General features: G+C 71.5%; 24 protein-coding genes. 16 read left to right on the plus strand and 8 right to left on the minus strand.

From position 1 onward, the window contains the following. The first annotated feature begins 100 nt into the window (after positions 1-100). The 3 genes from HNR20_RS21560 (at position 101) to HNR20_RS21570 (ending at position 3,592) form a co-directional block, all read left to right on the plus strand. Positions 101-1,456 (plus strand): hemolysin family protein, encoded by a 1,356-nt coding sequence (locus HNR20_RS21560; protein ID WP_184182669.1) that lies wholly within the window; start codon positions 101-103, stop codon positions 1,454-1,456. After that, complete coding sequence (locus HNR20_RS21565; RefSeq protein ID WP_184182672.1) at positions 1,453-2,517, plus strand: hemolysin family protein; 1,065 nt, start codon at positions 1,453-1,455, stop codon at positions 2,515-2,517. The genes HNR20_RS21560 and HNR20_RS21565 overlap by 4 nt, the downstream gene beginning before the upstream one ends. Positions 2,518-2,662: 145 nt before the next feature. Further along, positions 2,663-3,592 (plus strand): sporulation protein, encoded by a 930-nt coding sequence (locus HNR20_RS21570; protein WP_184182676.1) that lies wholly within the window; start codon positions 2,663-2,665, stop codon positions 3,590-3,592. Positions 3,593-3,751: 159 nt separating this feature from the next. On the opposite strand, the gene leuE is transcribed toward HNR20_RS21570, so the two are convergent. After that, the gene (gene leuE, locus HNR20_RS21575; RefSeq protein ID WP_184188773.1) at positions 3,752-4,423 is read right to left on the minus strand and encodes a leucine efflux protein LeuE; all 672 of its coding nucleotides are present in this window, start codon (positions 4,421-4,423) and stop codon (positions 3,752-3,754) included. Then, on the minus strand, positions 4,423-5,664 hold the full coding sequence (locus HNR20_RS21580; protein ID WP_184182679.1) for a bifunctional pyridoxamine 5'-phosphate oxidase family protein/GNAT family N-acetyltransferase: 1,242 nt from the start codon (positions 5,662-5,664) through the stop codon (positions 4,423-4,425). The genes leuE and HNR20_RS21580 overlap by 1 nt, the downstream gene beginning before the upstream one ends. Positions 5,665-5,698: 34 nt before the next feature. On the opposite strand from HNR20_RS21580, the gene HNR20_RS21585 reads away from it, so the two are divergent. The 7 genes from HNR20_RS21585 to HNR20_RS21615 all read left to right on the plus strand — a co-directional run bounded on the left by HNR20_RS21585 (position 5,699) and on the right by HNR20_RS21615 (position 12,327). Then, positions 5,699-7,039, plus strand: a complete 1,341-nt coding sequence (locus tag HNR20_RS21585) for an aminotransferase class I/II-fold pyridoxal phosphate-dependent enzyme (RefSeq protein ID WP_184182682.1) — start codon at positions 5,699-5,701, stop codon at positions 7,037-7,039. Positions 7,040-7,366: 327 nt separating this feature from the next. Then, the gene (locus HNR20_RS21590; protein WP_184182685.1) at positions 7,367-8,071 is read left to right on the plus strand and encodes a UdgX family uracil-DNA binding protein; all 705 of its coding nucleotides are present in this window, start codon (positions 7,367-7,369) and stop codon (positions 8,069-8,071) included. Positions 8,072-8,142: 71 nt separating this feature from the next. Further along, entirely contained in the window at positions 8,143-8,712 is a 570-nt protein-coding gene (locus HNR20_RS21595) for a hypothetical protein (protein ID WP_184182688.1), read from the plus strand. Positions 8,713-8,812: 100 nt separating this feature from the next. After that, entirely contained in the window at positions 8,813-10,183 is a 1,371-nt protein-coding gene (locus HNR20_RS21600; RefSeq protein WP_184182690.1) for an MFS transporter, read from the plus strand. Between the two features lie 5 nt (positions 10,184-10,188). Beyond that, a complete protein-coding gene (locus tag HNR20_RS21605) occupies positions 10,189-10,389 on the plus strand; it encodes a DUF3046 domain-containing protein (RefSeq protein WP_030489422.1) in 201 nt (66 codons plus the stop codon). Positions 10,390-10,573: 184 nt separating this feature from the next. Beyond that, positions 10,574-11,620 carry a recombinase RecA gene (gene recA, locus HNR20_RS21610; RefSeq protein ID WP_110563317.1) on the plus strand — a complete coding sequence of 349 codons (1,047 nt, stop codon included), beginning with the start codon at positions 10,574-10,576 and terminating at the stop codon, positions 11,618-11,620. Between the two features lie 14 nt (positions 11,621-11,634). Continuing rightward, positions 11,635-12,327, plus strand: a complete 693-nt coding sequence (locus HNR20_RS21615) for a regulatory protein RecX (RefSeq protein WP_184182692.1) — start codon at positions 11,635-11,637, stop codon at positions 12,325-12,327. A gap of 77 nt (positions 12,328-12,404) precedes the next feature. On the opposite strand, the gene HNR20_RS21620 is transcribed toward HNR20_RS21615, so the two are convergent. After that, positions 12,405-13,004 carry a hypothetical protein gene (locus tag HNR20_RS21620; protein WP_184182695.1) on the minus strand — a complete coding sequence of 200 codons (600 nt, stop codon included), beginning with the start codon at positions 13,002-13,004 and terminating at the stop codon, positions 12,405-12,407. A gap of 732 nt (positions 13,005-13,736) precedes the next feature. On the opposite strand from HNR20_RS21620, the gene rny reads away from it, so the two are divergent. Continuing rightward, entirely contained in the window at positions 13,737-15,503 is a 1,767-nt protein-coding gene (gene rny, locus HNR20_RS21625) for a ribonuclease Y (protein ID WP_184182698.1), read from the plus strand. A gap of 103 nt (positions 15,504-15,606) precedes the next feature. Here rny and HNR20_RS21630 read toward each other — a convergent pair whose 3' ends face one another. The 4 genes from HNR20_RS21630 to HNR20_RS21645 are packed head-to-tail and all read right to left on the minus strand — an operon-like array spanning position 15,607 to position 19,011. Then, entirely contained in the window at positions 15,607-16,575 is a 969-nt protein-coding gene (locus HNR20_RS21630) for an amino acid ABC transporter permease (RefSeq protein WP_184182701.1), read from the minus strand. Beyond that, a complete protein-coding gene (locus tag HNR20_RS21635) occupies positions 16,572-17,279 on the minus strand; it encodes an amino acid ABC transporter permease (RefSeq protein WP_184182704.1) in 708 nt (235 codons plus the stop codon). Before HNR20_RS21635 ends, HNR20_RS21630 begins: the two co-directional genes overlap by 4 nt. 41 nt (positions 17,280-17,320) lie before the next feature. Next, the gene (locus tag HNR20_RS21640) at positions 17,321-18,199 is read right to left on the minus strand and encodes a glutamate ABC transporter substrate-binding protein (protein ID WP_184182707.1); all 879 of its coding nucleotides are present in this window, start codon (positions 18,197-18,199) and stop codon (positions 17,321-17,323) included. A 56-nt stretch (positions 18,200-18,255) separates the two neighbouring features. After that, positions 18,256-19,011 (minus strand): amino acid ABC transporter ATP-binding protein, encoded by a 756-nt coding sequence (locus HNR20_RS21645; RefSeq protein ID WP_124778255.1) that lies wholly within the window; start codon positions 19,009-19,011, stop codon positions 18,256-18,258. A gap of 195 nt (positions 19,012-19,206) precedes the next feature. Here HNR20_RS21645 and selD point away from each other — a divergent pair, with 195 nt between their 5' ends. Together selD and HNR20_RS21655 are read left to right on the plus strand one after the other, a co-directional pair. Then, on the plus strand, positions 19,207-20,196 hold the full coding sequence (gene selD / locus HNR20_RS21650; RefSeq protein ID WP_184182710.1) for a selenide, water dikinase SelD: 990 nt from the start codon (positions 19,207-19,209) through the stop codon (positions 20,194-20,196). A 247-nt stretch (positions 20,197-20,443) separates the two neighbouring features. Further along, positions 20,444-20,923: a hypothetical protein gene (locus tag HNR20_RS21655; protein ID WP_184182713.1), complete on the plus strand. Its 480-nt coding sequence runs from the start codon at positions 20,444-20,446 to the stop codon at positions 20,921-20,923. 57 nt (positions 20,924-20,980) lie between these two features. Here the strand turns inward: HNR20_RS21655 and HNR20_RS21660 are convergent, their stop codons facing one another. Further along, positions 20,981-21,232 carry a DUF2277 family protein gene (locus tag HNR20_RS21660; RefSeq protein WP_184182715.1) on the minus strand — a complete coding sequence of 84 codons (252 nt, stop codon included), beginning with the start codon at positions 21,230-21,232 and terminating at the stop codon, positions 20,981-20,983. Between the two features lie 151 nt (positions 21,233-21,383). Here HNR20_RS21660 and HNR20_RS21665 point away from each other — a divergent pair, with 151 nt between their 5' ends. From HNR20_RS21665 to HNR20_RS21675, 3 genes are read left to right on the plus strand one after another with little or no spacing between them, the layout of a single operon-like run. After that, positions 21,384-21,572 carry a hypothetical protein gene (locus tag HNR20_RS21665; protein WP_184182718.1) on the plus strand — a complete coding sequence of 63 codons (189 nt, stop codon included), beginning with the start codon at positions 21,384-21,386 and terminating at the stop codon, positions 21,570-21,572. A 30-nt stretch (positions 21,573-21,602) separates the two neighbouring features. Next, positions 21,603-23,903, plus strand: coding sequence for an FxsB family cyclophane-forming radical SAM/SPASM peptide maturase (locus tag HNR20_RS32755; RefSeq protein ID WP_229687465.1), 2,301 nt, complete (start codon positions 21,603-21,605; stop codon positions 23,901-23,903). Beyond that, positions 23,887-24,711, plus strand: coding sequence for an AAC(3) family N-acetyltransferase (locus HNR20_RS21675; RefSeq protein WP_229687466.1), 825 nt, complete (start codon positions 23,887-23,889; stop codon positions 24,709-24,711). Before HNR20_RS32755 ends, HNR20_RS21675 begins: the two co-directional genes overlap by 17 nt. Positions 24,712-24,727: the final 16 nt, after the last annotated feature.

Here is a 24,727-nt window from a genome sequence, read left to right on the forward strand (position 1 = left end):
GCGGCATGATCGACTCTTCTGCCCAGGAGGGCAGCAGTAGCCAGCCGGGTCGTGCCCGGCATATCCCCGTACCGACGACCCCGGGAGCCCTGAGCGACCCGTGTTGATCGTCGTTGGTCTTCTTCTGATCATCGTTCTCACTGCCGCCACCGGTTACTTCGTGGCGCAGGAGTTCGGCTATGTCGCCGTGGACCGGGGCAAGCTGCGCCAGCTCGCCGATGACGGCGATCAGGCCGCCGCCCGGGCCCTGACCGTCACCAGCCGGCTCTCCTTCATGCTCTCCGGCGCTCAACTCGGCATCACCGTCACCGCCCTGCTCGTCGGTTACGTCGCCGAGCCGTACCTCGGCGGTGGCATCGCCGACCTGTTCGGCGTGGCCGGCGTCAGCGAGGCCGTCAGCCTGCCGCTGTCGGTGGCGTTGGCCCTGGTCATCGCCACCGTCGTGCAGATGGTCCTCGGTGAGCTCGCTCCGAAGAACCTGGCCATCGCGCGAGCCGAGCAACTGGCCCGGGCGCTGAGCCGATCCACCCTGATCTACCTGGCCGTCGCCGGGCCACTGATCCGGCTCTTCGACCGGGCCTCGGTGCGTCTGCTGCGCCGCATCGGCATCGAGCCGATCGAGGAGCTGCCCAGCGGCGCCACCCCGGCGGACCTGGAACAGATCATCGCCGAGTCCCGCGAGGAGGGCAGCCTCGACGCCGAGATGTCCACGCTGCTCGACCGAGGTCTGGACTTCCGCGAGCTGACCGCCGGCGAGGCCATGGTGCCCCGGGTCGACGTGCACACCGTACGGGCGCACGAGCCGGTCAGCCGGGTGGTCGAGCTGCTCGACACCGGCCACTCCCGCTTCCCGGTGCGCGGGGCGGAGGGCGTCGACGACCTGCTCGGCGTCGTCGGCATCGCCGACGTGCTCGGCGTACCCCCGGGGAAGCGGGCAACCACGCCGGTGAGTGAGGTGGCCGTGCCGCCGCTGCTCGTACCGGAGACGTTGCCCCTGCCCACGGTGCTCGACCGCCTGCGGTCCGGGCACCGGCAGATGGCCTGCGTGGTCGACGAGTACGGCGGCTTCGCCGGCGTGATCACGCTGGAGGACATCGCCGAGGAGCTGGTGGGCCCGATCCGGGACGAGGACGACCCGCCCGATCGGGCGCCGGCCCGGCAGGACGACGGGTCCTGGGTGGTGCCGGCCCGCTGGCGGATCGACGAGGTCGCCGACAGCACCGGGATCGCGCTGCCCGAGGCGCCGGAGTACGACACCCTGTCCGGGTTGGTGATGCGGGAGCTGGGCCGGGTGCCGGAGGTCGGTGACCGGCTGGAGATCAGCCTGCTGCCCGAGGGGGCGGACGGCGAGGACAACGAGGCGGAACCTCGGGCGTTGGTCGAGGTGCTGGCCGTGGATCGGCACGTGGCCGACTCGGTACGGCTGCAGCTGACCAAACCGGGGGTGAGCGCGTGAGCCCCGGGATCGCGCTGTTCAGCTCGGTGATCCTGCTGGCGCTGAACGGGTTCTTCGTGGCCGCCGAGTTCGCTCTGGTGGCCAGCAAGCGGTACCGCCTCGAGCAGGCGGCGGCTGCAGGTGGTCGGGCGGCACGCGCCGCGCTGGACGGCGTCCGCGAGCTGTCGCTGATGTTGGCCGGCGCACAGCTCGGCATCACGCTGTGCACCCTGGGTCTCGGCGCGTTGGCCGAGCCGGCGATCGAGCACCTGCTCAGCCCGCTGCTGCACGCGGTGGGCCTGCCGGACGCGGCCAGTCACCTGATCGCCCTGGTCTTCGCCCTCGGGGTGGTCACCTTCCTGCACCTGGTGGTGGGGGAGATGGCGCCGAAGTCGTGGGCGATCACCGACGCGGAGCGCTCGGCGACGTTGCTCGCGCTGCCGTTCCGCGGGTTCGCCCGGGTGTCCCGACCGGTGCTCTCCGCGCTCAACGCCCTGGCCAACGCGATCCTGCGGCTGGTCGGGGTGAACCAGCAGGATCAGCTCGCCCAGGTGCACGGCCCGGACGAGCTGCGGATCCTGCTGGAGCAGTCCCGTGAGCACGGGCTGCTCGGCGCCGAGCAGCACCAGTTGCTGACCAGCATGCTGGAGTTGCAGGGCACGTCCGTGGCGCAGGTGATGGAGCCGTTCGCCACCATGGTCACCGTCCAGCGGGACGACCCGGCCGAGCGGATCGAAGAGATCAGCCGGGACAGCGGTCGGTCCCGGTTGGCGGTGCTGGACGAGGCGGGCGACGTCTGCGGCCTCGTGCACGTCCGGGAGGCGGTGCGGGTGGTCACCACCGGCCGTGTCGCCACCGCCGGGGCACTGATGACGCCCGCGTTCACCCTGCCCGCGACGTCCTCGGTCACCGAGGCGGTGGCAGCGATGCGGGCCCGGCAGTCGCAGCTCGCGCTGGTGCGCAACGGCGGTGGCCCGGCTCGGCCGATCGGCTTCGTGGCCCTGGAGGACCTCCTGGAGGAGGTCATCGGCGAGTTCGACGACGAGACCGACACGGTGCCGCGCGGGCGGCGGTTGCGCTGAGCTGCCGACCCGGCCGCGCCGACGAGGTGCGGCCGGGTCAGCGCGCGGTGCGGCCGGGTCGGCGCTGCGGGCTTGAGGTCGGCTCGACGGGGTAGGCGCGGCTGGTGCGGGGCCGCCGGGGCCCTGTCCCGGGAAGGGGCGCGCGGTGCGGCTGACGGGGGTGTCCCGGGAGTCCGGCTCGACGGGACTTTCCGTGCAGACCACGCTGCCCAACCCGAGCACCCGGCCGGGCCTGCGCCTGCCGGGGCGGGTCACCCTCGCCGCCGGGCCGGAGGATGTGCTGGTTCGACACATCCGGCTCGGCCTCGTCACCACGGTCGAGCCGGATGACCCGGCCGCCGCCCGGCGACTCGTGCAGTTCCACCAACTGCCGATCGCCGGCCGGTTCGTCGTACCGGCCGGTCGGCGTCGGGCGGTCGACTTCGCGTTGCCACTGCCGTGGGAGACCCCGCTGACCATTTTCGGCGGGGTGCCGCTGCTGAGCCTGCGGATGGGTCTGCGTACCGAGGTGTCCGTCGACCCCGATCTCGACCAGGGCGCCATGGTGCCGGTCTTCGTGCACCCGATCCCCACCCAGCAGCACGTGCTGGCGGCGCTGGGCACGCTGGGTTTCATGATTCGTCAGGCCGGGTTGCAGGAGGGCGGGTTGCCCGGGGTGGAGCACACCCTGCCACTGCACCAGCGCTGGGGGTACTGGGTGGGGCCGCTCTACGCCGGCCCGATCACCGAGCTGGAGGTGATCTTCGTGACCAACTCGGTTGGCATGGAGGCGATCCTCTGGATGGATCGTCGGCTGGCGCTCGCCGGGATCACCCACCAGAGCATCAGCCGGTTCCGGATCTGGCATGCGGACACGGATCGGCGGGACTGGGTCGCCACCGTGGACGGCTGGATACGCCAGGCGATCAACCGGCACGCGGCCGCTGCCGCGCACGCCGACTGGTCCGCGCAGATCGCGGGGTCCGCCCATGTCAGTCGCCACCCCGACGAGCCGGTCCAGCCCGGCTACGGCCTCGGCGGCACCGCCGGCAGCGCCGGCGTAGGTGGCGGCGGCTCCGGCGGCGACGGCACCTGACCGACCCGCCCCGCGCCCCGCGCCCCGCGCGCGATCTTGCACTTTCTGCCCCGGCAATTCGCCCAAGCTGGGCATTTTGGCGACAGTAAGTGCAAGATCGCGCGCAGCATGGGGGCGGGCGGGGCGGGCCAGCGCGGGGCGGTGCGGCGCGGCCGGGGGTTAGCCGGCGCTGGCTGTGGCCAGCTTGAGGCTGAAGGCCAGGAAGAGGGCGGCTACCGCCGTGGTGGCACCTGCGGCCAGTCGGCGGCGTCGGCGGAACTGCGTGGCCAGGAAGGTGCCCGCGAAGATCAACGCGGTCAGGTAGAGCGCGCTGGTCAGCTGGGCGATCAGTCCGAGCAGCAGGAACGACAACGCCGGCCAGGCGTAGCCGGGGTCGACGAACTGGATGAAGAACGAGATGAAGAAGAGGATCGCCTTCGGATTCAGCAGGCTGATCACCAGCGCCTTGCGGAACGGGCTGCGCATCGCCGCCGGCTCCGCGGCGTCGATGAGCCGCGGCGTAGACGGGTCGTTGCGGTCGCGCCAGCGCCGCGCGGCGCCGAGCAGCATGGTCACCCCGACATAACCGAGGTACGCGGCACCGGCGTACTTGATCACCAGGAACAACGGCGGGTACGCCTTGAGCAGCGACGCCACTCCGGCGGCGGAGAGGAACATCAGCACCCCGTCGCCGACGAACACGCCACCGGCGGCCCGATAGCCGACCCTGACGCCCCGTTTGGCCGCGGTGGAGAGCACGAAGAGTGAGTTCGGCCCGGGCAGCAGGATGATGGCCACGGTGCCCAGCACGTACGTCCAGATGTCGGTGATTCCCAGCACGCCCGCCATCATCACGCCACCGATGCGGTCCGACGAAGCATTTCTCGCAGCCTGACCTGTGCGTTCGGCCACTCATCGACGGTCATCGCGTACTGCACGGTGTCGCGCCAGGAGCCGTCCGGGCGCTGCCGGTGCATCCGGAGCACCCCTTCCCGGGTCGCGCCGAGGCGTTCGATGGCGGCCTGGGAGCGAACGTTGCGGATGTCGGTGTGCCACACCACCCGGACCGCGCCCAGGTCGTCGAAGGCCCTGCTGAGCAGCAGCAGCTTCGCCTCGGTGTTGATCCCGGTGCGCCACCAGGGTCGGCCGAGGAAGGTGTGCCCGATCGCCACCGACCGTCGCTGCGGGTCGATGTCGTAGTAGGACGTGCTGCCGACCACCGCCCCGGTCGCGGCGCACCGCTGCACCCAGGCCACCCGTTCGCCACGGTGCTGGGCGGCCAGGGCGGTGCCGATGACCTCGGCGGTCCCGGCGGGGGCGGTGGGCAGCGCGTCGCTGAGGTGCCGCCACACCTCCGCGTCCGCCGTGGCGGCGTGCAGCTCGTCGGCGTGCGCCAACTCCAACGGTTCCAGCCGGACCTGCGCGCCGTGCAGCGACACCGGTTCGTGCCAGGGAGTGCGGGCCGTTCGCAGGAACGCGGGCAGCGGTGCGGTGACCCCGGCGTCCGGCTCGGGTGCCCCGGCGGTCAGCCGCAGCGGCAGCACGCCGGCCCAGTGCGGCAGGTGCAGGTCGGCCTCGTCCTCGCGGACCCCGCCGGTGCGGGCACGGACCGACACCTCGTGCAGTGGCAGCGCCAGCACGGCGGTCTCGGCCAGCTCGCGTCGGCTGGGTGGGCGGGTGTCCGTGCTGCGTCCCGCGCCGACCTTCTCGACCAGCGCGGTGAGCATGGCGATCTTCTCCTGCTCGTCGGTGACCAGTCGGGCGGTGCCGAGCGCGACGACGGAGCGGTAGTTGGCGCTGTGGTGGAACTGGGAGCGGGCGTAGACCAGCCCGTCGAGCAGGGTCACCGCGACGCAGACCGGCAGCCCGTCGCCCCGGGCCGCGAGCAGCGGACGGCTGCCGGTGGAGCCGTGCAGGTAGAGCGTGTCGCCGATGCGGACGTGCAGGGTGGGCAGCACCCGTGGCTGGCCGTCGACGGTGAAGCTGAGCGCACAGTCGTACGCCTCGTCGAGCACCGCGTGGGCGGCGGCCCGGTCGTAGCTCATCTTGTCGCGCGACCGGTTCGGTGTGGTCCGGGCGGTGGGTGGGTACATGCTCGCCCCTTTGTTCTAGTACAATCTCTTGTTTGTGTCAGCACGCTATCAGTTCACCGGTACGACGGCCGTCGAGATTTCGGCCAGCATCGAGTCGGGCATCCGTACGGGCGCACTGTCGCCAGGGGCCGCCCTGCCGCCCGTGCGGGCACTCGCCGCCGAGCTGGGCGTCAGCCCCGCCACCGTGGCCCGCGCCTATCAGGAGCTGCGTCAGCGCGGCCTGCTCGCCACGGCCGGCCGGCACGGCACCCGGGTACGCCCCCGCCCTCCGGTCGCCGCTCGCCGCTCCGCGCTGCGTCCCCCACCGTTGCCCGGTGCCCGAGACCTGTCCCGGGGTGAGCCCGATCGTCGACTGCTCCCCCCGCTCGGCCCGCACCTGGCGGCGCTCGCCGCCGAGACCGGCCCGTCGATCGGCTACTCCGACGCCGGGGTGCTGCCCGAGTTGGCCGAGGTGGCCCGCGCCCGGCTGAGCGCTGACGGCGTACCGGCGGGGGAGCTCACCCTCACCGGCGGCGCGCTGGACGGCATCGAGCGGCTGCTCGGCGCACACCTGCGCCCCGGAGACGCGGTGGCGGTGGAGGACCCGGGCTGGGCCAACCTGCTCGACCTGGTCGCCGCGCTGGGGCTGCGCCCGATCGGCGTACCGCTCGACGACGAGGGGCCGCTGGTCGCCGGGGTGGCCGCCGCGCTCGACGCCGGAGCACGGGCGCTGGTGGTCACCAGCCGGGCGCAGAACCCGACCGGCGCCGCCGTCTCGGCCGCCCGCGCCGAGGCGCTGCGGGCGCTGCTCGCCGGCCGGCGGGACCTGCTGTTGATCGAGGACGACCACGCCGCGGAGCTGGCCCGCGTACCCCTGCACCCGCTGGCTGGGGCGACCGGGAGCTGGGCCTTCGTCCGCTCGGTGAGCAAGCCCTTCGGCCCGGACCTGCGGATGGCGGTGCTGGTCGGCGACGAGACCACGGTGGCCCGGGTGACCGGCCGTACGCGGGTCGGCGCCGGTTGGGTCTCCACCGTGCTGCAGCGGCTGGTCCTCGCCCTCTGGCAGGACCCGACGGTCACCGAGTTGGTGCAGCGGGCGGCGCAGAGCTACGAGCAGCGGCGCAACGGGCTGCTGACCGCGCTGGCCGAGCACGGCCTGACCGCTCACGGCCGCAGCGGCATCAACATCTGGCTGCCGGTCGCGGACGAGACCAGCACGGTCACCGCGCTGCGCGATGCCGGCTGGGCGGTGGCCCCCGGCGCCCTCTACCGGATCGCCGCGCCACCAGCCCTCCGCATCACCGTCAGCCCCCTGGGCGCAGAGGATCTAGCCCCCCTCGCGGCAGCGCTGGCCCAGGCCGAAAACCCCACCCCACCCCGAGGCTTCCCCACCTAACCCCCAACCCCACCCGCGATCTTGCACTTTGTGTCGTTGATATGCCCGCTATGGCCGATAAGTCGGGGCAGAAAGTGCAAGATCGCGAGGATTCGGGGCGGACGCGATGGGTATGCGGGCGCCGGAGGTGGGGTCATGGCTTCAGGTGGTTCGCGCAAGGGTGTCTGGATCGCGGTGGCGGTGGCGGTGATCATCATCATCATCGTGCTGATCGCGATCGCGTCCGGTGGGGACGGCGGCGGTAACGGGTACTGACGCGGGGCAGCGTTCGGCACCGCGCCGGGGCGTACCCGGCACTGAGCATCGAACAGGTATATAACAGTCGGTATGGCCGAGCAGACCGGGAGCGCCGTAGGCGCCCAGCGGTTCATCCCGTCCGACGCCGACACCATCGACGACCTGCGCACCGCGGCCGGCGGCTGTCGGGGCTGTGAGCTGTACCGGGACGCCTCGCAGACGGTCTTCGGCAGGGGCGACGAGAGTGCCCGGGTGGTGCTGGTCGGCGAGCAGCCCGGCGACATGGAAGATCAAAAAGGGCTGCCCTTCGTCGGCCCCGCCGGAAGGCTGCTGCGCCGCGCGGTCGATGACGCGGGGCTGGACCCGGCCGAGCTCTACCTCACGAACGCCGTCAAGCACTTCCGCTTCGAGCTGCGCGGCAGGCGACGCATCCACCAGACCCCGGACCAGGTGCACATCACCGCCTGCCGACCCTGGTTGGTCGCCGAGTTCGCCCGGCTGCGTCCGGAGATCGTGGTGGTGCTCGGCGCGACTGCCGCCAAGGCGCTGCTCGGCCCGTCCTTCCGGGTCACCCGGCAACGCGGCGAACTGCTGCTCTGGCCGGAGGCGGCCCAGCACCCGGAGGACTTCCGGCGGGTGCCGGTGGACGACTCCGGGCAGCGGGCCGATGCGCCGACGGCTCGGCTGCTGGCCACCATCCATCCGTCCGCGGTGCTGCGCGCCGACGACCAGGACAAGGCGTACGAGGGGCTGGTCACCGACCTCGCCGTCGTCACCCGCGCCCTACGCGACTGACGTCAGGATCTGTCCAGGATCGACGGTCCGCCGGGGATTTCGCAGTGGTCGCCGCTGGGTAACGAGGATCGATGGACGTGAACAGCGAAGCGCGGCGGGCCGGGGAGTCCGCCGAGGCCACCGGGCGTCGGGGATGGAAGCGATTCGTCGAGCGGGCGACCGGGCTGCAGATAATGGCCGTCTACTGGGTGCCGATGACGCTGCTGATCGGGCTGCCGGTGCGCTGGCTCTTCGACCGGCAGGAGTCCCTTGTCGAGGCCGTGCTGAACGCCGCCCTGAGCGTCGTCTGGATCGGCCCCTCGGTCTACCTGGGCCAGCGGGTCGTGGGTGACGTGCGGCGGGATCCCGACGGGTATGCACTACGCACCGGCACCGTGCCCGAGGACGACGCGGCACGGGCCGACCTGCCCGCGTACCTGGCAGGACAGCGGCGGGCCACCTGGGCGGCACTGCTGTTCATCATGGGCGTGTCCCTCGGTCTGGTCCTGCTCGCTCTGCTCGGCGCCGACAACGAGGGCTTCGCGGTGATCTTCAGTGCCGTCGCCGTGGTCAGCGTGGCCGTCGCCGCGTTCACCCTGACCCGGATCCGCCGGTTGACGCACCTGCTCGCCGCGCCCAACCCACCGGGACCGCGTGAGTGAACGACGTCCGGAGGTGCCTGCCCTACCGGGGTGAAACCCACTGCCGCTGGTCGGCGTGAGTGCGCGAGGATGGGTCACCCCCCCGTCGTGAGGAGCGCCGATGGCCACCGACCTGACCGCGCCGCGCACCACCGCCCGACCCGACGTCGCGTCGATCCAGCGCCGCACCCTGCGGCTGCTCTTCACCACCCAGATCATCGGCGGCATCGGCGTGACCATCGGCCTCTCCGTCGGAGCGCTGCTCGCCGCACGGGTCGCCGGCACCGCGATGGCCGGCGTGGCACAGAGCGCCGGGGTGGTCGGCGCGGCGCTGCTCGCCGTCCCGGTCACCCGGATCATGGCGCGGAACGGCCGGCGACCGGGCCTGGTGGTGGCGTACGCGGTCGGTGCCGTCGGCGGCGTGCTCGTGGTGCTGGCCGCGGCCACCCGCTGGGTGCCACTGCTCTTCCTCGGCATGCTCCTCTTCGGCGGGGGCACCGCCGCGAACCTGCAGGCCCGCTACACGGCTGTGGATCTCGCCGAGCCGGCCCGCCGGGGGCGGCAGCTCTCCCTGATCGTCTGGGCCACCACCATCGGTGCGGTGGCCGCCCCGAACTTCGCCGCGCTGGCGGACCGGGTCACCACCGGCTGGGGGCTGCCCGCGCTGGCCGGCCCGTTCGCGTTCAGCTCGGTCGCGTTCGCGCTGGCTGCCGTCGTACTCCTCGGGTTGCTCCGGCCCGACCCGCTGCTCACCGCGCGGCGGCTCGCGGCGGCCAACGCGCCGGCTGTCGACCGGCCGCTTGCCGCCGACGCGCCGGCGGACGGCGGCCCGGCCGGCGGTGCGCCCGCCGCCGCGCCGGTCGGGGTGGGCGCGCCGCGCGGCGCCGGGATGCGTGCGGCCTGGTCGGTGGTACGCGGGCTGCCCGCTGCCCGGCTCGGCATCGCCGCCGTGGCGGTGGGCCACCTGGTGATGGTGGCGGTGATGGCGATGACCCCGGTCCGGCTCGGTGAGTCGCACGCCGACGCCGACGTGTTGCGGCTGGTCGGCATCGTGCTGAGTCTGCACATCGCCGGCATGTACGCGTTCTCCCCGGTGGTCGGCTGGCTCACCGACCGGCTCGGCCGGCGGGCGGTGATCCTCGGTGGGGTCGGGCTGCTGCTGGCCGCCTGCGCGGTGGCCGGCACCGCCGGGCACCACACACCCCGGCTCTCGGTGGGTCTGGTCCTGCTCGGGCTGGGCTGGTCGGGGACGATGGTGGCCGGCTCGACGCTGCTGTCCGAGTCGGTGCCGGCGGGTGTGCGGCCGAGCGTCCAGGGGTTGTCCGATCTGATCATGGGCCTGGCCGGGGCCGGTGCCGCCGTGGTCAGCGGGTTTGTCATGCAGTTCGCCGGTTATCCCGTGCTCACCCTGCTCGCGGCGGTCGCGGTGGTGCCCCTGGTGGCGCTAGCGTTGCGCCCGGTGCCGACCGGGGCACCGGACGAGGAGGGCTGATCACCGTGCGGCTGACCGACTTCTGGACGCGCCTGGACGAGGCGTTCGGGCCCGGCTACGCGGCCAGCATCGCCCGCGACCAGGTGCTGTCGCAGCTCGGCGGACGGACCATCGAGCAGGCACTGGCGTCGGGGGAGCAGACGCATGTCGTGTGGAGGGCGGTCTGTGCCGCGTACCCCGATCGAGTGCCCGCTCGACTACGCTGAGCAGCCTTTTCGCCGCTTCCGCGTGTCGCTTGTCGAGTCGTACACCTGTTCGGCTATTGTCCACAGCGGGGTGCTCGTCCACAGCTCGCGGCCCGTCGGCTGGTTTTCTGTCGGACCCAGCGCCTAGCGTGTCCGCGTGACGCGAAGCTCAGCAAAGACGCCGGCGAAGGCAGGGGTGGCAACCATGGCAGCAGGGCCTGACCGGGAGAAGGCACTCGACCTTGCTCTCGCTCAGATTGACAAGCAATTCGGCAAGGGCTCGGTGATGCGACTGGGTGACCGGCCGGTCATCCAGACCGCCATCATTCCGACCGGCTCCATCGCCCTTGACGTGGCGCTGGGCATTGGCGGCCTGCCGCGCGGCCGGGTGGTCGAGATCTACGGTCCCGAGTCCAGCGGTAAGACCACGGTGGCACTGCACGCGGTGGCCAACGCCCAGCGCAACGGCGGCATCGCCGCCTTCATCGACGCCGAGCACGCGCTCGACCCGGAGTACGCGAAGGCCCTCGGCGTCGACACCGACGCGATGCTGGTCTCGCAGCCCGACACCGGCGAGCAGGCGCTGGAGATCGCGGACATGCTGATCCGCTCCGGCGCTCTGGACATCATCGTGATCGACTCGGTGGCGGCCCTGGTGCCGCGCGCCGAGATCGAGGGCGAGATGGGCGACAGCCACGTGGGCCTCCAGGCCCGGCTGATGAGCCAGGCCCTGCGGAAGATCACCGGTGTGCTCAGCAACACCGGCACCACGGCGATCTTCATCAACCAGCTGCGGGAAAAGATCGGTGTCATGTTCGGCAGCCCGGAGACCACGACCGGTGGTCGGGCGCTGAAGTTCTACGCCTCGGTCCGGCTCGACGTGCGACGCATCGAGAGCCTCAAGGACGGCACCGACGTGGTCGGTAACCGCACCCGGGTCAAGGTCGTGAAGAACAAGGTCGCCGCGCCGTTCAAGCAGGCCGAGTTCGACATCATGTACGGCAAGGGCATCTCGCGTGAGGGCTCGCTGATCGACGTCGGCGTGGAGCAGGCGATCATCCGCAAGTCCGGCGCCTGGTACACGTACGACGGTGACCAGCTCGGCCAGGGCAAGGAGAAGGCCCGGGAGTTCCTGAAGGAAAACCCGGACGTGGCCGCCGAGATCGAGAAGAAGATCCTGGAGAAGCTCGGCGTCGGGGTCGGCGCGAGTGACGCCGCCGGTGGCCCGGAGTTGCCGCCGGTCGACTTCTGACCGGTCGCTGACCCATGGCAGGACGACGCGCCCGTACGGGGCGGGGCTGGGATGCCAGTCCGCCCCGTACGGGCGACGCCAGCGAGCCGCCTCGCCCTCGGCGGGGCGGCCGGGGCCGGTCCGCGGAGGCCGACGCCGTCGAGTCCCCGGCACCGCCTCGTGACGAGTCGGAGGTCGCCCGCGAGATCTGCCTGCGCCAGCTCGCCGTCCGGCCACGCACTCGGGCCGAGCTGGCCGGGGCGTTGGCCAAGCGGGGCATCTCCGAGGAGATCTCGGCCGAGGTGCTCGACCGGTATGACGAGGTCGGCATCATCGACGACGCGGCGTTCGCCCGGGCCTGGGTGTCCAGCCGGCACGCCGGGCGTGGCCTGGCTCGCCGGGCGCTCGCCAACGAGCTGCGCCGAAAGGGCGTGGACGGCGAGGTGGCCACCGAGGCGCTGGGCGAGCTGGACGAGGAGACCGAGGCGGACACCGCCCGTGGCCTCGTGGAGCGCAAGCTCCGCACCGCCCGAGGTGAGCCTGACGCGATCTTCCGGCGGCTGGTGGGCATGCTGGCCCGCAAGGGTTACCCGCCCGGCGTGGCGATCCGGGCCGTGAAGGACGCGCTGGCCGCGCAGAGCGCCGAGGCCGCCGAGTTCGCGGAGCAGATAGACGCCGACGCGCTCGCCGACGCCGAGGGCGAGCTGGACCGCGACAACCGCTCGTAGGGTTGAGCGGCCCGGTGGAGGCGTGGGCCCGATGGTGAAGGCGTTTCTGAGCGGCGGGCGCAGCGGCTGACGTCGGCTCAGCGGGGAAAGCGCAGGCTCTCCACGAGCAGGTCGCAGCCCGCCCGCATCTCCACCGCCAGCCGGTCGTGCCGGCAGTCGATCAAGAGCTGGTCGGTGCTGCCCGGCATGATGCCGAAGACCATCACGTCCGCGACACCCGGCAGCGCCGCACCGTCCGACCAGGGACCGGTGGGGACGTTGGACATGTCCATCCGGACGACCTTCGCGCCGTCCAGCGTGAGCCGTTCGATCGACGGGTCCTGCACCATCAGCGCCGGGTCGTCGACCAGCAGCAGGTCCATCGGTGTGCCCTCGACCGGGTTGGCCGGAGTCACCATCACCGAGACGGTGTCGCCCTCGGCCGCGCCCCTGGGCGAGAGCTGGACACAGCCCGCTCTGGCGAGGGGGAGGCACGGGCGTGCCGTCCAACCCTTCGGCGCGGTGAAGCTCACCCGGCCATCCTCGGTGGTGGTCCGCTCACCCGGGTCGAGCCGGGTCGTGTCGCCCGCCCGGGTGGTGTCGCCCGCGCCGGTGCTCGACCGCTGGTTGCCGAGGGCCACCACGACGCCGAACGAGAGCACCAGCACGACCCCGAAGAGGAGCACCTTCCGCATCATGCGCGGAACGTACGGGCGGAGCAGAAGGTCGACAATCCCCCGGCGGCGTGGAGTCTGTCCACACGCGCATCGGCGTGGACACCGGACGGATGATCACGCTCGATCCAGGATCCAGGGGCAACGTCGCGGCGCTGAAGCCACGACTTCCAGGATCTAGCGCGATCTTGCCGGGGTGGGGTGCGGCACGTTCGCGGGTGCTGGGGTCGTGGTTGTCACAAAGTCGCCTTTGGGCATGGTGTCGCCGTCGCTGAACAGGTACGACATCCGTATCCGAGCCGTCGGCTCGCCGTGTTTGTCCGCCGGTGTCCGGCACGACATCAGCTTTCAGTGACCGTGCAACTTCGCTCCGTTCGGGGGGTTTGATCATGAGTCCTTGACCAGAGCACCCCCGGCGACCTAGCCTCGCCATACAGGCTCACATTGCCCGACCAGCGCAGGCTAAGCGCACAACATAGATCGCGTAACAGAACAGCATCACTTTGGCCGACTCCCGGCCTTTGGCGGCAGATCCGGACAGGCCGGTCCGGAACGCCGCGACAACTGCACCCGGTCGCCGACGTTGCCCGCGGGCACCGCCGGCGGAGAGAGCTACCCATGGCCAGCCGCTCCGGTCGGGCGTCCACAGCCGCAGGAGTGTGCCCTCGGCACGGTCGCTGCGGTCTCGACGTTAGGGGAGGCGGCCATGGCGGGGCGGCGGCACAGGTTCACCGGTAGACCCGACTCGGTCCCGGCATGAACGCCTTCGACGTCGTGCTCCTCGCGGCCGTCCTCGTCCTCGCCGTGGTGGTGATCGGGGCCGTGCTGGTTGGCATTCGGACGCTGCGCCGCATGGGCGCTGCGCCGGCCCCGGAGGATCCCGCCTTCATCGCCGAGAAGGATCGCCAGGAGCAGTCGCTGGCCGCCCTTCGCAACGCGGCCGACGAGGCGAACAGCACGATCGACGTGGCGAAGTCCGCGGCGGCGGCAGCGCGTACCGAGGCGGCGGCGGCGAAGGCCGAGGCGAAGGCCGCCCGCGCCGAGGCGCGCCGGGTGCTCGACGACGCCCGCGCCGAGGCGGACACCGTCCTGGAGCGTGCCCACAACCAGGCCGAGGCGGACGCCGAGCAGTTGCGGACGACGGCCCGGCGCAGCGGCGAGCGGGAGGTCGCGGTGCTCGCCGCCACCACCCGGGAGCAGGCTGCGGAGGTGGAGCGTCGGGCGGCCCGGATGGACGAGCGGGAGCGGATGCACACCGAGGAGGTGGAGCGGTTCGCCGAGCGGGAGCGGCAGCTCACCGAGGCGCGTGCGGCTCTCGCGGCCCGGGAGTCCACGCTCGCCCAGCGGGAGGCCGAGCTCACCGAGTCGGAGGAGTTGCGCCGTCGGGAGTTGGAGCGGGTCGCCGGGCTCACCGCCGACGCGGCCAGGCTGGAGTTGGTCGAGGCGATCGAGACGTCCGCCAAGCGGGAGGCGGCGCTGTTGGTGCGCGACATCGAGTCCGACGCGCGCAGCACCGCCGAGCAGCGGGCCCGACACATCGTGGTGGACGCGATCCAGCGGGTCGCCAGCGAGCAGACCGCGGAGAGCGTGGTCAGCGTCCTGCACCTCCCCGGTGACGAGATGAAGGGGCGGATCATCGGCCGGGAGGGGCGCAACATCCGCGCCTTCGAGTCGGTGACCGGCGTCAACCTGATCATCGACGACACCCCCGAGGCGGTGCTGCTCTCCTGCTTCGACCCGGTCCGCCGCGAGGTGGGGCGGCTGACCCTGGAGAAGCTGGTCCTGGACGGGCGGATCCACCCGCACCGGATCGAGGAGGTCTACGACCTGGCCCGGCAGGAGGTGGAGGAGCTCTGCCTCCGCGCCGCCGAGGATGCCCTGGTCGAGGTCGGCATCACCGAGATCCACCCGGAGTTGGTGACCCTGCTCGGCCGCCTGCGCTACCGCACCTCGTACGGGCAGAACGTGCTCAAGCACCTGGTCGAGACCGCGCACATCGCCGGCATCATGGCCGCCGAGCTGCGGCTGGATGTGCCCATCATCAAGCGGTCGGCGTTCCTGCACGACATCGGCAAGGCGCTCACCCACGAGGTGGAGGGCAGCCACGCCATCATCGGCGCGGACCTGGCCCGTAAGTACGGCGAGCACGAGGACGTGGTGCACGCCATCGAGGCGCACCACAACGAGGTGCCGCCGCAGACCATCGAAGCCGTGCTCACCCAGGCCTCGGACGCCTGCTCCGGCGGTCGGCCGGGCGCGCGTCGGGAAAGCCTGGAGGCGTACGTCAAGCGCCTGGAGCGGATCGAGGAGATCGCGGCCAGCAAGCTCGGCGTGGACAAGGTCTTCGCCATGCAGGCCGGTCGGGAGATCCGGGTGATGGTCAAGCCGGACGACGTGGACGACATCGGGGCGGCCGTGCTGGCCCGGGACGTGGCCAAGCAGATCGAGGAGGAGCTGACCTACCCGGGTCAGATCCGGGTCACCGTGGTCCGCGAGTCCCGGGTCACCGAGATCGCCCGCTAGACCTTCGCACCCGCCCGACCGACGTTTGGGCCAGCCAGTCTGTGACCGAAGCGAGAAGGGCCAGCCCGGACACCGGGCTGGCCCTTCTGCTGCGAGCTGAGGGTCAGATGCCCCCGGTGCCCTCGGCCTGGGACATCAGTGCCGCGGGCGGCGGGTTCTGTGCCGGGGTGCCGGCGGTCTTGCGGCCCTTGGCGAGCCGCCGCTGCACGTACTGGGCGAGCTTCGACAGCGAGTAGTTCACCACGATGAAGAGCACGGCGATCACGACGTAGACCTGGATCGGGTTGCCCAGCACGCCGATGATCTGCTTGCCGATGTTCAGGGTCTCCTCGTAGCTGATGATGAACCCCAGCGAGGTGTCCTTGAGCACCACGACCAGCTGACTGATCAGTGCCGGCAGCATGATCCGGAAGGCCTGCGGCAGCAGGATCATCCGGGTGCTCTGTGCCGGGGACAGCCCGATGGCGGCGGCGGCCTCGGCCTGGCCGCCCGGCAGTCCCTCCATACCGGAGCGGAGGATCTCGCCGATCACCACCGAGTTGTAGATGGTGAGGCCGATGATCAGATACCAGAGGTTGTCGAGGTAGAGGCCGAACTCGGGGAAGCCTCGGGCCACGAAGAAGATGGTGAGCACGACGGGCAGGCCGCGGAACACCTCGACGCAGACGCGGGTGAGCGCCGAGAGCAGGGTGCTCAGCCCGCGCAGCAGGTACGCCAGCGGCGTCGCCATACCGGTGAACCGGAGCCGGGTCAGGCTCTTGAGCTGGATCCGCAGCACGGCGAGCAGTGTGCCCAGGATCAGCGACGCCACGATGGCCAGCGCCGCCGCGATCAGGGTGTTCTTGAAACCGAGGCCGATCCGGTCCCACACCTGGGAGAAGTTCTCGTTGGAGGGGTCGATCAACGGGCCCCACAGCTCCATGGAGAGCTGGCCCTTGTCGTCCAACGGCCGGTAGATCAGGAAGTACGCCCCGACGAGCAGGACCAGCCCGGCGACGATGCTGCTGATCAGCGTGATCCGCCGCTGCCGAGGCCCGGGGACGTCGTAGAGGACGCTGGTCTGCTGACTCATCGGGCCACCGCCTGTCGCTTCTCGATCCGGTCCAGCAGGGCGCCGAGCGGCACCGTCATGATCAGGTAGCCGATCGAGATGCCGATGGCGACCGGGACGAAGGCGTAGCCCTCGGCCCCGGTGAGCTGATCAGCACTGGCCGACAGGTCGCCGACCACCCCGAAGAAGCCGGCCAGCGCCGAGTTCTTGATCATTGCGATGATCACCGAGCCGAGCGGCACGATCGAGGCCTTCCAGGACTGCGGCAGCACCACGTAGCGCAGGTTCTGCCCGAAGGTCAGCCCCAGCGACCGCGCGGCTTCCGCCTGACCGGCGGGCACCGCGTTCACCCCGGACCGCAGCGCCTCGCAGACGAACGCGGCGGTGTAGAGCACCAGGGCGATCAACGCGAACCGGAAATACGGTAGGTCGGTGCCGAGTCGTTTGAACAGCGAGTCGACCACCGGGATGCGGAGGAAGTCCGCGTTGGAGCCGAGCGCCGGCAGACCGAACGCGGCGAAGAACATGACCACCGTCAGCGGCATGTTGCGGAAGACGTTCACGTAACTGGTGCCGAGAGCGCGCAGCGGCGGCACCGGGGAGATGCGGAGTACCGCCACGATGGCGCCCAGGATGAGGGCGCCGATCGCGGCGAGTAGGCAGAGCTGGAGGGTGAGCCAGAAACCACCCGCAAAGACGTCGAACTTGTCGATGAGCACGTTCACGGGTCGGTGTTCCTCCCCACCCTCCAGATCGAAGGATCAGATCAGTAGCGGTTGATGGTGGGCGCCGAGCCCAGTTCCGCGCCGAACTTGCCGGCGGTGTCGTCCCAGGCCTTCTTCCAGCTGCCGTCGGCGACCGCCTTGTCCAGCGTGTCGTTGACGAAGCTGCGGAAGTCGGCGTCCTCCTTCTTCACCCCGATGCCGTACGGCTCCTTGGTGAAGTTGGTGCCAGCCAGCTTGAAGGAGGCCTCGTCCTTGGCGATGTAGCCGAGCAGGATCACGTTGTCCGTGGTCACGGCGTTGACCTGGCCACCCTTGAGGGCGTCCCGGCACTTGTCGTAGGTGTCGAAGAGCACCAGCTGGGAGCCGACGTCCTTGACGTACTGCTTGATCGTCTCGGCCGGGGTGGAGCCGGTGACCGAGCAGACCTTCTTGGTGCCGTCCTTGAACGAGTCCGGGCCGGTGATGGTGGTGTCGTCCTTCTTGACCAGGATGTTCTGGCCGGCCTCGTAGTACGGGCCCGCGAAGGCGATCCGCTCCTTGCGCTTGTCGTTGATCGTGTAGGTCGCGGCGACCAGGTCGACCGTGCCGTTGACGATCACGTCCTCGCGGACCTTCGAGGGGGCTTCCACCCACTCGATCTTGTCCTCGGGGATGCCGAGCTCCTTGACGATGATCTTGGCGATCTCGACGTCGAAGCCCTCCGGCTTGCCGGACAGACCCTTCAGGCCGAAGCCGGGCTGGTCGAACTTGGTGCCGACCTTGATCTTCTGGGCCTTGTTCAGCTTCTCCATGGTGCTGCCGGCGGTGAAGGACTTGCTGCCAGCGCCGGTGCCCTCCCCGCCGTCGTCGCCACCACAGGCGGTGAGGCCGAGCGCCAGAGCGGCGACCGCGGCGACTGCCGCAACGCGCTTGATACGCATACTCTTCTCCTTCTTCAACGGAGCCCACCGAGTACGGCGCGCTCCACTACGGACGCCTAGTGCGTGAGGATCTTGGAGAGGAAGTCCCGGGCTCGCTCGCTGCGCGGGTTGGCGAAGAACTCCGCAGGCGGGGCATCCTCGACCAACTGCCCGTCGGCCATGAAGATGACCCGGTTCGCGGCGTGCCGGGCGAAGCCCATCTCGTGGGTGACCACGACCATCGTCATGCCGTCGCTGGCCAGCGAGGTCATCACGTCGAGCACCTCGCCGACCATCTCCGGGTCCAGTGCGCTGGTGGGCTCGTCGAAGAGCATCGCCTTGGGCTGCATGGCCAGTGCCCGGGCGATGGCCACCCGCTGCTGCTGGCCGCCGGAGAGCTGGGCCGGGAACTTGTCCGCCTGGTTGGCGATGCCGACCCGGTCGAGCAGGGCCAGGCCGCGCTCGCGGGCGGCGGCCGGCTTCTCCTTGCGGACCTTGATCGGGCCGAGGGTGACGTTCTCCAGGATGGTCTTGTGGGCGAAGAGGTTGAAGGACTGGAACACCATGCCCACCTCGCTGCGCAGCTTCGCGAGGGGCTTGCCCTCGGCCGGCAGTGGCTGGCCGTCGAAGGTGATGGTGCCCGAGTTGATTGGTTCCAGTCGGTTGATGGCGCGGCACAGCGTCGATTTGCCGGAGCCGGACGGGCCGATCACCACGACCACCTCGCCCCGGCCGACCGACAGCGAGACGTCGTCCAGCACGTGCAGCGGCCCGAACCACTTGTTGACCGCGTCCAGCACGATGAGCGGTTCGCCCGTCGTCACGTCGTCCACCGTCCCCTGTCGTCTCCCGGATCGGGGTCGGTTGACCCCCGGTGCGGCCACTGTAGGCGGCGTGATGTGGCGGAATGCAACTCAGCGGGTCACGGAGCGGTAACACCGGTCACGATCGTCGTCGCGCGTCCGATTCCGGTCACTGTGCGAGCCGGGACGGTGGCGATCGTGGTGTGTTGTCGAGATCATGGAGGGATGACCGAACCCGTACGCCTGACCCGTTACGCCCGCGGCGGTGGCTGCGCCTGCAAGATCCCGCCGGGGGAGCTGGAGATCATGGTGTCGGGCCTCGGCCCGGCCACCGGCACCGCCGAGCTGCTGGTCGGATTGGACCACGGCGATGACGCGGCGGTGGTGCGCCTGGATGAGCGGACCGGCCTGGTCAGCACCGCCGACTTCTTCACCCCGGTGGTCGACGACGCGTACGACTGGGGTCGGATCGCCGCGGCCAACGCGCTGTCCGACGTGTACGCGATGGGCGGCACCCCGCTGGTGGCCCTCAACCTGCTCTGCTGGCCGCGCGACGTACTGCCGATGGAGTTGGCCGGTGAGGTCCTGCGCGGCGGCCAGGACGTGGCCCGGGAGGCCGGCTGTCATCTGGCCGGCGGGCACAGCGTGGACGACGACGGCCCGAAGTACGGCCTCGCGGTCACCGGCACGGTCCGACCGGAAGAGTTGATCACTCTCGACGCCGGGCGGGCCGGGGTGCCGTTGTCGCTGACGAAGCCGCTCGGTGTGGGTGTGCTGAACACCCGGCACAAGTCCACCGGTGAGAGCTTCCCGGAGGCGGTGGCCACGATGAGCGCCCTCAACCGGGATGCCGCTCGCGCGGCGGTCGCGGCCGGCATCCGCTGTGGCACCGACGTGACCGGGTTCGGGTTGCTCGGGCACGCCTCGAAGTTGGCCCGGGCCAGCCAGCTCACGGTGGCCATCGACACCGCCCGGGTGCCGTACCTGGCCGGTGCGCGAGAGGCGCTGCGCGACGGGTACGTCAGCGGCGGCAGCCAGCGCAACCTGCAGTGGGTCACCCCGTGGACCGATTTCGGAGCCGCGGGCGAGGACGAGCGGTTGCTGCTGGCCGACGCGCAGACCTCCGGCGGTCTGCTGGTCGCCGGCGAGGTGCCCGGCGCGCCCGTGGTGGGTGAGTTGCTGCCCCGCAGCGAGCACCTGGTCGTGTTGCGCTGACCGCCGCCCGGCGACCGGTCGGAGGGCGGTTGCGAACGCGAGGACACGCGGCGGCGGTGGTGCGGTCGGCGCACCATAGCCGATAAACTGTCACCTTCCCGCTACTCCGAGCAACGTTGCTCAGGGAAATTTTGCCCGGAATGGTCACAGACCGGTAACTTGCCCCCGGCTGGGGTCAAATGCCCCCCACCATCGTGTGTAAGGCCCGATCCGGAGGCCGGTGGGACGAACGCAGCGAGGAGGCGGAATGACCGAGCTGTGGAACTGGAGAATCGACGGGGTACGACCCGTGGAGGTCTACCCTGCGCTGGCCGAGGCGCTTGGTCGGGTGGTGATGCCGCTGGCGGTGGCCGACCCGGCCCGGCTGCCGGCGTACGCGGTGGTGTGTGACGTCTGGCAGGCGCCGGGCGAGTTCGCGACGGTCGTGGACTGCTACGGGGTTCCCGAGCGGCTTCCCGAGCACGCGAGCATCGCCGCGCTCGCTCGACTGCTGGGCCGCAACTGCCTGTTGCGCGACGACACGCTCGACGCGGGCCGGCACCTGCTCGTCGCCCCGGACGGCACGGTCCGTCCGGTGCACTTCGACGTGCGGGACACCGACGACGGTGAGGTACTCAGCAGGCGACGGCTCTGCACCCTGGGCGACCCGGGTTGCCGGGGCTGGTCGCAGTGCCACCGCTCGCGTTGGGCGCCCGACACGATCGCCCCGGCGCTCGCCGCGGCCTGACCCTGCACGGGTCAGGCCCGGCCGGTCCCGCGCCGGTGAGTCGAGCGCTGCTGCCGATCAGCTGGACGCGGTGGCGGCCTGCCGGTCCGTGGTGCCCGATCCGGCACCCCGCACCACCAGTTGATCGAGCAGGTCGCGCGTCGCTTCGGCCACGGCGGCCACCGCGGCGTCGAACGCGGCGGCGTTGTGTGCGGCGGGCGCCCGGAAGCCAGAGATCTTCCGGACGTACTGCAACGCGGCCGCCTCGACGTCCGCGTCGGTTACCTGCGGGGTGAACGGCTCACGCAGCGTCTTGATGCTCCGGCACATGTGCGCTCCTCCTCTGTCGGCACCCGGGGTGCAGGCAACTGTACCGACGGTGACACTGGGTCGATATTTGTCTATCCTGGTCACGGACGAGAGCCTTTCGAGCAATTGCTGCCGCTCGCGCTCCCAGCGCCCGCGCCCCCGGAGACTCATTGTGGACCATGCCCCCACCCGCTCACCCCGTCCTGACCCAGACAACCTCACCCGCAGCCTGCACACCCCGTTGCAGCGGATCGCCGTCGAGCACGCCGATCTGATCGAGGCGGTTCGCAGGCGCGTCGTGGCGAACGATTCCGCCCCGTCCGGCAGCGTGCCCGTCGCCGCCTTCAACTCGTCCATCTGAGCGATGGCCTGCCGGTGCGGTCCACCCGGAGTGGGCGGACCCTGCCGGCGGATCAGCCAGTTCGTGCTGAAGGTGCACAGCCGCTGCGACCTCAGCTGCGACCACTGCTACGTCTACCAGCACGCCGACCAGACCTGGCGGGGCCGACCGGTGCGGATGCCACCGGCCACGGTCCGAGCCGCCGCGCAGCGCATCGCCGAGCACGCCCGCGAGCACGGGTTGCCGGTCGTGCACGTGGTGCTGCACGGGGGTGAGCCGCTGCTGCTGGGCGCTGCGGGCCTGCGCGAGGTGCTGGCCGAGCTGCGGGCGGCGATCACGCCGTCGACGCGGCTCGACCTGCGGATGCAGACCAACGGCGTGCTGCTCGACGAGGAGCTGTGCCGGCTGTTCGTCGACCACGAGGTGCAGGTAGGCGTCTCGTTCGACGGCGACCGTGCCGCCAACGACCGGCACCGGATCTTCGCCCACGGCGGCAGCAGCCATGACCACGTCCGGCGAGCCCTGGCCCTGCTCCGGCAGCCGGAGCACCGCGCCAGCTACGCCGGCATCCTCTGCACGATCGACGTCCGCAACGATCCCGACCGGGTGTACGAGGCGCTGCTGGCCGAGAGCCCTCCCCGGGTGGACCTGCTGCTGCCACACGCCACCTGGGACCACCCCCCGCTGCGCCCCGGGCCCACCCCGTACGCCGACTGGCTGGGGCGGCTGCACCGGCGGTGGGTGGACGACGGGCGCCCCATGTCGATCCGGCTGTTCGAGGCGCTGCGGCCGGGTGGCGGCGGCACCGAGGCGTTCGGCCTCGCGCCGGCCGACGTGCTCGTGATCGAGGCGGACGGCAGTTGGGAGCAGGTCGACTCGCTGAAGACCGCGTACCACGGGGCCGCCGGCACCGGGTTCGACGTGTTCGGGCATTCGGTGGACGACGTGGCCCGGCACCCCGGGGTCGCCGTCCGACAGGAGGGCATGGCCGGGCTCTGCGCGACCTGCCGGGCCTGCCCGGTGGTCGACCAGTGCGGCGGCGGCCTGTACGCCCACCGCTGGCGCACCGGCTCCGGCTTCGACAACCCGTCGGTGTACTGCGCCGACCTGCTCCGCCTGATCGACACCGTGAACGCGTACCCGCCGCCAGCCCCGCCCGCGCCGAGCGGGTGGGTCGCTCCGCCCGTCGTCGAACTGCTGGACGACCTGGCGACCGGGCACGGGTCGACGCAGACTCTCACCCGGCTCGCTGACGACCAGTTCGCCAGGGTGCGGGTGCTGCTGACGGCCTGCCGCGACGAGGTTGGCTCCGCGGCAGCCTGGGAGGTGCTCGCTCACCTCGACCAGGAGGCGCCGGAGGCACTCCGGGCGATCCTGGAACACCCCTTCGTGCGGCCCTGGCTGGTGCATCGCCTCGTCTCGTCGGCCCGCTTCAACGAGGGCGAGGCCGCCGACCCGCTGCCGGCCCTCGCCGTCACCGCGGCCCTCCGGGCGGGCCTCTCGACCACGCTCAACGTTCCCGTGCGGGCCAACGCGATCATGTTGCCCACGCTCGGCAGCCTGGCGCTGCCCGACCCGGGGAAGAGCGCCGAGGTGAGCGTCCTGCCGGGTGGGTTCCGGGTCCGTGCTGGGTCGGCCGAGCAGACGGTCCTCCTCGACCCGATGGCACCGCCGTCGGCCGGCTGGCGACCGACTCGCGGCGTGCCGGTGCCCGGCGGCCGGTTGCTTCTCGAGGACTGCGATCCGTACCGGGACTGCTACGGCCAGCGGGTGGCCCCCCGCCTGGAGACCCCGGCGGCGCAGGCGTTGGGCCGTACCCTGGCCGAGGCCTGGCGGGTCGTGCACCGGGACGTGCCGGCGCACGCGGCGGCGCTCGACGGCGGTCTGCGTGCGGTCGTGCCGCTGGCGCCCGACCCGGCGAGACCATTGCGGAGCGCGACCGCCCGGCAGGCGTTCGGCGCGGTCGCGGTCACCCCCGATCCCGATCCGGAGGCGATGGCGGTGCTGCTCGTGCACGAGTGGCAGCACGCGAAGCTCGGTGCCGTGCTCGACCAGTACGACCTCGTCCAGCCAGGTCAGGGCACGCCAATCCGGGTGCCCTGGCGCCCCGACCCGCGGCCGCCCGAGGGTGTGCTCCAGGGGGTGTACGCCCACCTGGCGGTTACCCAGGTGTGGCGGGCCCGAGCGGCCACCGACCATGCGGATGCGTCAGCGCACGCCGCCCGTTACCTGGCGTGGACCCGGGATGGCGTCGACGCGCTGCTGGCCAGCCGGTCGCTCACCGAGGCGGGTGAGCGGTTCGTCGGCCAGTTGCGGCACGCCCTGGAGGAGACCTGTGTCGGGTCCGGATGAGCGGCATCCGCCCACTCTGGGCCGTCCTCGCCTCGCCGACGACCTGCGGACGCTGGGCGTCCGCCCGGGCGCGTGCCTCGTGGTGCACTGCGGCCTGCGGCGGTTGGGCCCGCTGGAGCACGGACCAGCGACCCTCGCCGGCGCACTGCGGGACGTCCTCGGCCCTGCCGGCACGCTGCTGGTGCCCACACACACCGACGGCAACTCGACAACCTCGCGGACCCACCTGGCGGCCACCGCCGGCATGGACCGGGCTCAGCGCGACCGGTACGAGGCGGCGTTGCCGGGCTGGGACCGCCGGACCACCCCCTCCCAGCGGATGGGTGCGCTCGCCGAGTACGTCCGCTGCGCCCCCGGCGCCGTACGCAGTGATCATCCGCAGACCTCGTTCGCCGCGCTCGGCCCTCGGGCCGGGCAGCTCACCAGCGGTCACGAGCTCACCTGCCACCTCGGAGAACGCTCACCGGTGGGCGGCCTCTACGCGGCGGACGGGCAGATCCTGCTGCTCGGTCTCGGGTACGAGGCGTGCAGCGCCCTGCACCTGGCCGAGTACCGGCTGCCGGTGCCGCCGCCCGAGCGCGACTACCGCTGCTTCCGGCTCGTCGAGGGGCGCCGGGTCCGCCTCGACTTCCGCGGTCTCGACCTCGACGACGGCGACTTCCCCACGGTGGGTGCCGCGCTCGACGACGCGCCGTTCGTCGCACACGGTCGGGTCGGTCGGGCAGACGCTCGCCTGCTGCCGGCGCGCGCCACTGTGGACTTCGCGGTCGGCTGGTTCACGGCGAACCGATTGGCGGCGCGACGTTGACGCGGGGTCTACGCTG

It is taken from the genome of Micromonospora parathelypteridis (assembly GCF_014201145.1).
Lineage (GTDB): Bacteria > Actinomycetota > Actinomycetes > Mycobacteriales > Micromonosporaceae > Micromonospora > Micromonospora parathelypteridis.